Annotated in this window: 11 protein-coding genes, 1 tRNA gene and 1 pseudogene; 1 reads left to right on the top strand and 12 read right to left on the bottom strand. The window is 59.1% G+C overall.

Translation table 11 applies throughout. The features are described 5' to 3' along the window. From ACIQ0Q_RS07625 to tpiA, 9 genes and pseudogenes are all read right to left on the bottom strand, one after another. Nucleotides 1-433, bottom strand: a pseudogene (locus tag ACIQ0Q_RS07625) (NADH-quinone oxidoreductase subunit F); the annotation flags it as partial. 9 nt (nucleotides 434-442) lie between these two features. Beyond that, complete coding sequence (gene nuoE / locus ACIQ0Q_RS07620; protein ID WP_395772342.1) at nucleotides 443-970, bottom strand: NADH-quinone oxidoreductase subunit NuoE; 528 nt, start codon at nucleotides 968-970, stop codon at nucleotides 443-445. Further along, nucleotides 967-2,226: an NADH-quinone oxidoreductase subunit D gene (locus ACIQ0Q_RS07615; protein WP_395772341.1), complete on the bottom strand. Its 1,260-nt coding sequence runs from the start codon at nucleotides 2,224-2,226 to the stop codon at nucleotides 967-969. The genes nuoE and ACIQ0Q_RS07615 overlap by 4 nt, the downstream gene beginning before the upstream one ends. Continuing rightward, entirely contained in the window at nucleotides 2,223-2,945 is a 723-nt protein-coding gene (locus ACIQ0Q_RS07610; RefSeq protein ID WP_395772340.1) for an NADH-quinone oxidoreductase subunit C, read from the bottom strand. The genes ACIQ0Q_RS07615 and ACIQ0Q_RS07610 overlap by 4 nt, the downstream gene beginning before the upstream one ends. 9 nt (nucleotides 2,946-2,954) lie before the next feature. Beyond that, a complete protein-coding gene (locus tag ACIQ0Q_RS07605; RefSeq protein WP_395772339.1) occupies nucleotides 2,955-3,521 on the bottom strand; it encodes a NuoB/complex I 20 kDa subunit family protein in 567 nt (188 codons plus the stop codon). Beyond that, nucleotides 3,512-3,868, bottom strand: a complete 357-nt coding sequence (locus tag ACIQ0Q_RS07600) for an NADH-quinone oxidoreductase subunit A (RefSeq protein WP_395772338.1) — start codon at nucleotides 3,866-3,868, stop codon at nucleotides 3,512-3,514. The genes ACIQ0Q_RS07605 and ACIQ0Q_RS07600 overlap by 10 nt, the downstream gene beginning before the upstream one ends. Before the next feature lie 189 nt (nucleotides 3,869-4,057). Continuing rightward, nucleotides 4,058-4,142: transfer RNA gene (locus ACIQ0Q_RS07595), tRNA-Leu, on the bottom strand. Nucleotides 4,143-4,176: 34 nt separating this feature from the next. Beyond that, complete coding sequence (gene secG / locus ACIQ0Q_RS07590; protein ID WP_395772337.1) at nucleotides 4,177-4,587, bottom strand: preprotein translocase subunit SecG; 411 nt, start codon at nucleotides 4,585-4,587, stop codon at nucleotides 4,177-4,179. 10 nt (nucleotides 4,588-4,597) lie between these two features. Next, nucleotides 4,598-5,353, bottom strand: coding sequence for a triose-phosphate isomerase (tpiA, locus tag ACIQ0Q_RS07585; RefSeq protein ID WP_395772336.1), 756 nt, complete (start codon nucleotides 5,351-5,353; stop codon nucleotides 4,598-4,600). Nucleotides 5,354-5,420: 67 nt separating this feature from the next. Between tpiA and ACIQ0Q_RS07580 the strand changes: the two genes are divergently transcribed. Continuing rightward, nucleotides 5,421-6,218: an SDR family NAD(P)-dependent oxidoreductase gene (locus ACIQ0Q_RS07580; RefSeq protein WP_395772335.1), complete on the top strand. Its 798-nt coding sequence runs from the start codon at nucleotides 5,421-5,423 to the stop codon at nucleotides 6,216-6,218. A 50-nt stretch (nucleotides 6,219-6,268) separates the two neighbouring features. Here ACIQ0Q_RS07580 and ACIQ0Q_RS07575 read toward each other — a convergent pair whose 3' ends face one another. The 3 genes from ACIQ0Q_RS07575 to accD all read right to left on the bottom strand — a co-directional run bounded on the left by ACIQ0Q_RS07575 (nucleotide 6,269) and on the right by accD (nucleotide 9,432). Further along, nucleotides 6,269-7,204: an isopenicillin N synthase family dioxygenase gene (locus ACIQ0Q_RS07575; protein ID WP_395772334.1), complete on the bottom strand. Its 936-nt coding sequence runs from the start codon at nucleotides 7,202-7,204 to the stop codon at nucleotides 6,269-6,271. 66 nt (nucleotides 7,205-7,270) lie between these two features. Next, nucleotides 7,271-8,614, bottom strand: coding sequence for a phosphoglucosamine mutase (gene glmM / locus ACIQ0Q_RS07570; protein WP_395772333.1), 1,344 nt, complete (start codon nucleotides 8,612-8,614; stop codon nucleotides 7,271-7,273). Nucleotides 8,615-8,619: 5 nt separating this feature from the next. Beyond that, a complete protein-coding gene (accD, locus tag ACIQ0Q_RS07565) occupies nucleotides 8,620-9,432 on the bottom strand; it encodes an acetyl-CoA carboxylase, carboxyltransferase subunit beta (RefSeq protein WP_395772343.1) in 813 nt (270 codons plus the stop codon). Nucleotides 9,433-9,437 lie beyond the last annotated feature (5 nt).

Below are 9,437 nucleotides of genomic sequence, written 5' to 3'. Positions count from 1 at the left end.
CTTCGAAATGCTCGAACGGTTCGTGGTGGAATTCGCCGCGCAGGTAGTTGTAGGCCACGGTCGAGCCGGTGGCGTAACAGGCGATGGCCATGCCCTCGATGACTGAATGCGGGTTGAAGCGCAGGATATCGCGATCCTTGCAGGTGCCGGGCTCGGATTCATCGGAGTTACATAGGATGTATTTCTGGCCGGGCGCGCTACGCGGCATGAAGCTCCACTTCAGGCCGGTCGGAAAACCCGCGCCGCCACGGCCGCGCAGTCCGGATTGTTTGACCATCTCGATGACCTGCTCCTGCGGCATTTTTTCCGCGAGGATCTTCTTCCAGGCGGTGTAGCCGTCCTGTTTCAGGTAGCTGTCGAGCGCCCACGGTATTTCGTGATGCAGCGTGGTGTAGACAACCTGATGTGCTTGGGGTGCGGGACCGATCGCCATGGGAATTCCTTACTTCAGGCCGTCGAACAGTTGGTCAAGGGTGTTGGGCGTGACGCGCTCGTGGTAATGGCCGTCGATGACCACCGCCACCGCGCCGGCACAGGCCGCGACACATTCCTCTTCCACTTTGAGGGTGATGCGGCCGTCGGCACTGGTTTCGCCGTGCTTGCAGCCGAGTTTTTTCTCGGCATGCCGCACCAGATCCTCGGCGCCGTTGAGCCAGCAGCTGATATTGGTGCAGATCGACACTTTATGGCGGCCGACCGGCTCCAGATCGAACATCGAGTAGAAGCTGGCCACCTCGTAGGCCCAAACGGCCGGAATGTCGAGGTATTTGGCGACCGCTGCCATCAGCTCATCGGTCAGCCAGCCACCATTCTGCTCCTGCGCAGCCATCAGGCCTTGGATTACCGCCGAGCGTTTGCGGTCGGCCGGAAACTTGGCGACCCAATGATCGATGTGCGCACGCGTTTCCGAATGCAGTGCGGTCATCGGATCGACATGCTGGCAGGCAGCGAAATTACCGGTTGCTTTCATCGGTCCACCTCACCGAACACGATATCGTAGGTGCCAATCATCGCCACCACGTCGGCCAGCATGTGGCCGCGCACGATGGCATCCATCGACGACAGGTGCGCGAAGCCGGGCGCACGGGCTTTCAGACGGAACGGCTTGTTGGCGCCGTCGGACACCAGATAAACGCCGAACTCGCCTTTCGGAGCTTCCACCGCCGAATACACTTCACCGGCAGGCACCGAATAGCCTTCGGTGAACAGCTTGAAGTGATGGATCAGCGCTTCCATGTCTTCCTTCATTTCCATGCGGGACGGCGGCGCCACTTTGAAGTTGGACACCATCACCGGACCCGGGTTGGCGCGCAGCCAGCCGATGCATTGCTGGATGATGCGGTTGGACTGACGCATTTCCTCGACCCGAACCAGATAGCGGTCGTAGCAATCGCCTGTGACGCCGACCGGAATATCGAAATCGACATGGGCGTAGGCGGCGTAGGGTTGCTTCTTACGCAGATCCCAGGCAACGCCGGATCCGCGCAGCATCGGACCGGTCATGCCCCAGGCCAGGGCCTTGTCCGGCGGTACCACGCCGATGCCGACCGTACGCTGTTTCCAGATGCGGTTGTCGGTCAGCAGGGTTTCGTATTCGTCGATCTTGCTCGGGAAGTCATCGGTGAAGGCCTGCAGGAAATCGAGCATGGAGCCTTCGCGCCAGGCGTTAGAACGCTTCAGGGCATCGCCCTTGCGCCACGGCGATTCGCGGTATTTCGGCATGGTGTCTGGCAGATCGCGGTAAACGCCGCCCGGACGGTAATAGGTCGCGTGCATACGTGCGCCGGAGACCGCTTCATAGCAGTCCATCAGCTCTTCGCGCTCGCGGAATGCGTAAAGGAAAACCGCCATGGCGCCAAGATCAAGGCCGTTTGAACCGATCCACATCAGATGATTCAGAATGCGGGTGATTTCATCGAACATAGTACGGATGTACTGCGCACGGATCGGCGCTTCAACATCGAGAAGCTGCTCAATGGCACGCACATAGGCATGCTCGTTACACATCATCGACACATAGTCGAGACGGTCCATATATCCGATGGACTGGTTGAAGGGTTTGGATTCGGCGAGCTTTTCGGTACCGCGGTGCAGCAGACCGATGTGCGGGTCGGCACGCTGCACGACTTCACCGTCCATTTCGAGAATGAGACGGAGTACGCCATGTGCGGCCGGATGCTGCGGCCCGAAGTTCAGCGTGTAATTGCGGATTTCCTGGCTATTCATGGCTTCACCTGCACATGTTCGGATTGCGCTTGCTGCCAACGCGAATCCTCACGGATGGTTTTCGGAACGCCAACGCGCGGTTCGATCGAGACCGGCTGGTAAACCACACGTCCGCGCTCTTCGTCATAGCGGACTTCCACGTTGCCGATCAGCGGGAAATCCTTACGGAACGGATGACCGACAAAACCATAATCGGTGAGAATGCGACGCAGATCGGGATGACCGGTGAAGATGATGCCGAACAGGTCAAACGCCTCGCGCTCGAACCAATTCGCCACCGGATATATCGAGACCACGGAATCGATCTGGGGCATGGCATTGTCTTCGGCGAAGCAGCGGACACGGATGCGGCGGTTGTGCCTGACTGAGGTCAGGTGCACGACCGCGGCGAACCGGTTGGCTGGGCCAAGACCCTGCGGACGCGATGCCCATGTGAAACGCCCAGGACCCTCACCCTCGACGCCTCGCGAAAATCCTTCAGAAGACACATCAGTGGTATCCCACTCGCTTTCACCGTAACTCAGACAATCAAGGCCGCACAAATCAATTAACTGCTCGAAGGCGAACTCCGGATGCTCGCGCAGTTCGGTCATGACCGATCTGTAATCAGCCGGAGCGGTTTCCAGAGTGATTTCATCGCGCTGCTGGATGATGCGCTGGGCGCGTTCGCCAAAATGGGCGCTCAGTTTTTCCACAAAAGGATCGGGCAGTTCGTTCATGGTCCGTCCTTAGCGTGCGATGGTGTTAGTGCGGCGGATTTTCTTCATCAGCTGCAAAACGCCGTATACCAGCGCTTCCGCGGTCGGCGGACAGCCCGGCACATAGACGTCGACCGGCACAATACGGTCGCAGCCGCGCACCACCGAGTAGGAATAGTGGTAATAGCCACCGCCATTGGCGCAACTGCCCATGGAAATCACCCACTTCGGTTCCGGCATCTGGTCATACACCTTGCGCAGGGCGGGCGCCATCTTGTTCACCAAGGTTCCGGCCACGATCATCACGTCGGCCTGACGGGGTGATGGCCGGAAAATCACGCCGTAGCGGTCAAGATCGAGGCGCGAGGCGCCGGCATGCATCATTTCTACGGCACAGCAGGCCAGCCCGAAGGTCATCGGCCACATCGAGCCGGTGCGCGCCCAATTGATGAGGGTGTCGAGATTGGTGGTAACGAAACCGCGTTCGACCAGCGGATTGTCTCCGCCGGGACGCAGGATGTCGTCGACAGAGGCCACCGGAATCGGATTGTGCATCACCCGGGCAACGGAATCGGAAACCTTATCGATCACTCCCATTCGAGAGCTCCTTTCTTCCAAGCGTAAATGAAGCCCATCAGCAGGAGGCCAAGGAATATGCCCATTTCGACCAGCCCCATGAAGCCGAGATCGCGGAACACCACAGCCCATGGAAACACGAAGGCGATTTCAAGGTCGAAAACGATGAACATGATGGCGATCAGGTAATAGCGCACGTCGAACTGGATATGCGCGTCTTCGAAGGCGACGAAGCCGCATTCGTAAGGCGAGAGTTTTTCAGCGCCAGGGCGTTGCGGCCCGAGAAAGCGTCCGAGGACCATCAGGGCAATGCCGACACCGGCTGCGACCGCAAGAAACAATGCTATCGGCACATACGCATTCAGCACATGCGTCTCCTTGATTGAAGGGGGAACATCCCTGTTTTTCCCACACGCTGCGTGCTCAGGGACAGGCGCACTATGATACCGCCTAGATCGCATCCAATGCAATGAATTCGGAGGATTTTTCCTTTGCATCAAGTACAAAGTTAGATGCCCGGGCAACGAAAAACGCCTGCCGGAGCAAGCGTTTCGTAATGGTGCCCAAGAGGGGACTCGAACCCCTACGCCCTAAAGCGCTACCACCTCAAGGTAGTGCGTCTACCAATTCCGCCACCTGGGCTTGAAACTATTTTAGCATTACGCCGTTTGGGCGCTTATTTCTTCTCGGATTGCGCAGCGGCAGGAGCAGCTACCGGTGCATCCGTCGTGGCCGGAACCGCAGGAACCGCAGCAGGAGTGGATGGCGTGGCTACCGGAGCCGCCCCAGACTCCGGAACCGCCGGCAGGGCGCTCATCACCCCGATGTCAGCCGCTTCGACTTCCGGCTTGTTGAGGTTGACCGCTTTCCAGGCCATGAACAAGGCCACGACGAAGAACAGGAATGCCAACCACTTGGTTGACTTGGTCAGGAAATTGGCGGAACCGCGGGCACCGAACACAGTACCGGAAGCCCCGGCACCAAAGCCTGAACCCGCCTGGGCGCCGGCGCCACGCTGAAGCAGAATCAGCACCACCATGGCCACAGCAACCAAAATGTAAATAATCGTCAAAATGGTATCAATCATAGCTAAACCGTTAGTTTGTGTCCGCAGCGGCAGCTACGATCGCACTGAATTCCTGAGCGACCAAGGAGGCCCCGCCCACCAATCCCCCATCGACATCCGGCTGGGCAAACAGCTCGGCGGCATTGGAGGCCTTCACACTGCCACCGTAAAGGATCGGCAATAAGTTGGCTATTTTAGCATCAAAAGCAGCTACTTCGCCACGGATAAATGCATGCACTTCCTGTGCCTGCTCCTTGCTAGCGGTTTTTCCGGTACCGATGGCCCAGACCGGCTCATAGGCGATGACCGCACCTGTGAAGGCCTCGGCGCCGCCCTGCTCAAACACCGACTTGAGCTGTTTCTCGATGACCCATTCGGTATGTCCGGCCTCGCGCTGGTGGAGACTCTCGCCCACGCACAGCACAGGAACCAGGTTGGCGCGCTTGGCGGCCAGGAACTTTTCAGCGACCAGCTCGTTGGACTCCTGCTGGTATTGACGGCGCTCGGAATGGCCAACTAGGACATAGCGGCAACCGATGTCGGCCAGCATCTCGGCGGCGATATCCCCGGTAAACGCGCCCTGCACATGCACACCGACATCCTGCGCACCGAAAACATAGCCGGTACCGGCATAGCGGCGAATCAGATGATCGAGGATCGGCAAAGGCGGAATGATAAGGGTATCCACAGCCGGATTCAGGGACGGTGTGAGAGTGTTCAACAAAGCCTCGCCAAAGGCCCGGTTGCCGTTGAGCTTCCAGTTGCCCGCTACGATTTTTTTCCGCATGTCGCTCCCCTGTCCGACGGCTTGATGCACAATGAGGAGGCCATTTTAACCTGAATGAAGTCCGACTATGAAAACCGACCAGTACGCCCTGATCACCGGTGCCTCCAGCGGCATCGGCGAAGCCATCGCCCGCGAATACGCCCGCCGTGGCAAACCCCTGATTCTGACCGCCCGCCGTAAGGACCGTCTGGACGCACTTGCCGCTGAACTGGGCCAAAAGGTGCCGGTGGTGGTGCTGGCCGCCGACCTGGCCAATCCGAAAGCCCCGCAGGAAATGTTCGAGGCTATCCAGGCTGCCGGCCTAAAAGTCGACACCCTGGTCAACAACGCCGGCTACGGCGTGCCGGGCCGGTATCTATCGGAGACCTGGACCAGCCACCGTGATTTCCTGCAGGTGCTGATGACTGCCGTGGCCGAACTGACCCACCTGTTCCTGCCGGCCATGGAAGCCCAGAAGCACGGCCGCATCCTGAATGTGACCTCGCTGGCCGGACTGGTGCCGGCCTCGGCCGGGCACACCTTGTACGGTGCCAGCAAGTCCTGGTTGATTCGTTTTTCGGAATGTCTGGCCATGGAAAGCGAATCCCGCGGCGTGCACGTGACCGCGCTCTGCCCTGGCTTTACCTATACCGAATTCCACGATGTCAACGGAATGCGCGCCAATGTGTCGAAACTGCCGAAGTTTTTGTGGTTGAACAGCGAAGACGTCGCGGTGATTGGCATCGATGCCGTGGAAGCAGGAAAGCGGCGTGTCATCAGCGGCTTCAGCAACAAGGTCATCGCCTGGATGACGCGCTATCTGCCGGACTTCCTCAGCAATGCACTGGTGGGCGGAAAGGCTAGGCAGTTCCGCAATGCGGAGTGATCCTGGAAAGTGGAAGCGAAAACAAAACCCGGCTCTCGCCGGGTTTTTCGTTACACCAGTTTGATTTCGCGCAGGCGTTCCATAAGATACTCGTGGCCGGTGATCGGCTCCGGGTAGCGGTTCGGGTTTTCGGCGCTGATACACTGTGGCAGAGTCTGGATTAGGAAATCCGGATTCGGGTGAAGGAAGAACGGGATGGAATAGCGCGGCTTGCGTGCGTTTTCGCCCATCGGATTGATCACACGATGCGTGGTTGACGGATACACATGGTTGGACAGGCGCTGCAGCATGTCGCCGATGTTGACCACGATGGTATCGGCATCGGCGGTGAAATCGATCCACTCGCCCTTGCGCGACAGTACCTGCAGACCGGCCGCGCTGGCACCGACCAGCAGTGTGATGAAGTTGATATCTTCATGCGCACCGGAGCGAACATTCGGCACGTCCGGATTGGTGATTTCCGGATAGTGGATCGGACGCAGAATGGAATTGCCGTAATGGGTCTTGTCGGCAAAGTAGTTTTCCGGCAAGCCGATGTGCAGGGCCAATGTCGACAGCACTTTCGAGCCAAGCTGGTCGAGCGCAGCATAAAGTCCGTACATGTATTTTTTGAATTCCGCTACTTCAGTAGGCCACAGGTTTTCGCCCATGATGCCGGCGTATTCGGAATCACGCGCGATCTCGCGGCCCACATGCCAGAACTCCTTCAGATCCGGGTACTGCGAATCCTTGGCGGTTTCGATGCCGAATGGGGTATAGCCGCGCGCGCCGCCGGTGCCGGGCTGGTGATACTGCATCTTGACTGATTCCGGCAACACGAAGAAATCCTGCGCCGCTTTGTAGGCGCCATGGATTAGTTCATCGGTAACGCCGTGACCGCGGATACCGCAGAAACCCCACTCGCGGTAAGCGGCTCCCAGATCAGCAACGAAAGCCTTACGATCGGTGTCGAAATGGCGGATGTCAAGGGTCGGAATCTGGCTCATGGCGTGTGTTCCATTGGAGTTTTGGAAAAGTATACGCCGGCATCGCTAAGCCGGCCCTGATTGGAGTCAAGCCGTGGATTTCACGACCGCGGATAAGGCATCGAGCACCGATTGCATCAGCGCGGCATCGCGGGCTTCAACGGTGACACGCACCACCGGCTCGGTGCCCGAGGCGCGCAACACCAGACGGCCCTTGCCCTCAAGGCTGCGTTCGGCTTCGGCACGGGCAGCCTGCACATCCGGATGCTCCAGTGGCTTTGCACCGGGCTGCACGCGGACATTCACGGTTTTCTGCGGAAACGGCGTGTAGCCCGCAAGCGCCGCCTTCAATGTAGTTTTATCGGCAATCAGGGCCTCCAACACCTGCAATGCCGCCACCAGCGCGTCACCGGTCGAAGTGCGATCAAGTACCAGCAGATGACCGGAGGCTTCACCACCCAGCACCCCACCCTGCCCGGTCAGCGCCTGATGCACATAGCGGTCACCGACTTTAGTGCGGACGAACGGGATGCCTTTTTCATGGCAATGCAGCTCCATCGCGACATTGGTCATCAGCGTGCCGACCACCGGTCCGCGCAAACGGCCGCAGGCCTGCCAGCGATTGGCCAACAGGTAAATCAGGGCGTCGCCGTCATGCAGGGTGCCGTCGGCATCCACCATCTGCACACGGTCTCCATCGCCGTCGAAAGCGATACCGAGATCAGCACCGGTTTCACGAACGAAGGCCTGCAGCGCGTCCGGATGGGTCGAACCGACGCCGTCGTTGATGTTGAGGCCATTCGGCTGCACGCCGATACTGACCACCTCGGCACCCAGTTCGGAAAAAACCTCCGGAGCCAGGGCGTAGGTAGCGCCATGTGCACAATCCAGTGCGATCTTCAGACCGCGCAGCGAGAAATTCGCCGGCACCGTACTTTTGCAAAATTCGGCATAGCGGCTATGTGCATCCACGATGCGCTTGGCCTTGCCGAGCTTATCGGAAGCCACGGTCGTCAGCGCCTGGTCGAGCTGCGCCTCGATGGCGAGCTCCATGGCATCGCTGAGCTTCTCACCGCTGGCAGAGAAAAACTTGATGCCGTTGTCGTAATGCGGATTGTGCGAGGCGGAAATTACGATGCCGGCATCGGCGCGCAGTGACGTGGTCAGATGCGCCACCGCTGGGGTCGGTACCGGCCCAAGCAGGCGCACATCGGCACCGGCCGCAACCAGACCGGCTTCCAGCGCCGCTTCGAACATATATCCGGAAATACGGGTGTCTTTGCCGATGATGACCAGCGGCTTGCCAGACGAAGCACGAGCCAGCACGGTTCCTGCGGCCCATCCCAGCTTGAGCATGAAATCGGGCGAGACATGGCCCTCACCGACCTTGCCGCGAATGCCATCGGTGCCGAAAAAGCGACGCGTTCCCATGCCGGTCAAGCCCCGCTCTGGCTGTGTTTCGGCTGGTTCATCATCAAAGCCAGCAGATCGGCCAGGCGGTCGCGCAACCGGCGGCGATCGATGATCAGATCGACAGCGCCGTGCTCGACCAGAAACTCCGAGCGCTGGAAACCTTCCGGCAAAGTCTCGCGCACGGTCTGCTCGATGACGCGTGGACCTGCGAAACCAATCAATGCTTTGGGTTCGGCCACGTTCAGATCACCCAACATGCCGAGCGAGGCCGATACACCGCCGGTGGTCGGGTGAGTAAGCACGGAAATGAACGGCAAGCCGGCCGAACGCATTTTGGCGATGGCGGCCGAAGTCTTGGCCATCTGCATCAGCGAAAACAGACCTTCCTGCATGCGGGCACCGCCGGTGGCGGAAAAACAGACCAACGGGCAACGATATTCAATGGCACGTTCGGCAGCTAGAGCAAATCGCTCACCGACCACCGAGCCCATCGAGCCGCCCATGAAGCGGAACTCGAAGGCGCTCACGCAGATATCACGACCTTTGAGTTTACCGTGGATCGATACTAATGCATCCTTCTCGCCCACTGCTTTCTGCGAGGACTTGATGCGGTCGGCATACTTTTTCTGATCCTTGAAATGCAAGGCATCGGTCGGACCGAGCTCGTCACCGATTTCGAATACTTCACCCTCATCGAGGAAAGCCATCAGGCGCTCACGGGCGCCGATGGGCATGTGATGGTCACACTTCGGACAGACATGCAGATTGTCGTCCAGCTCGGCAGCATAAAGCGCGGCACCGCAGCTTTCGCATTTTTCCCACAATCCTTCCGGCACCCCAC

The sequence above is a fragment of the Arenimonas sp. genome, from assembly GCF_044348765.1.
Classification (GTDB): Bacteria; Pseudomonadota; Gammaproteobacteria; order Xanthomonadales; family Xanthomonadaceae; genus Arenimonas.
This window is presented reverse-complemented; position numbering and strand designations above follow the sequence as displayed.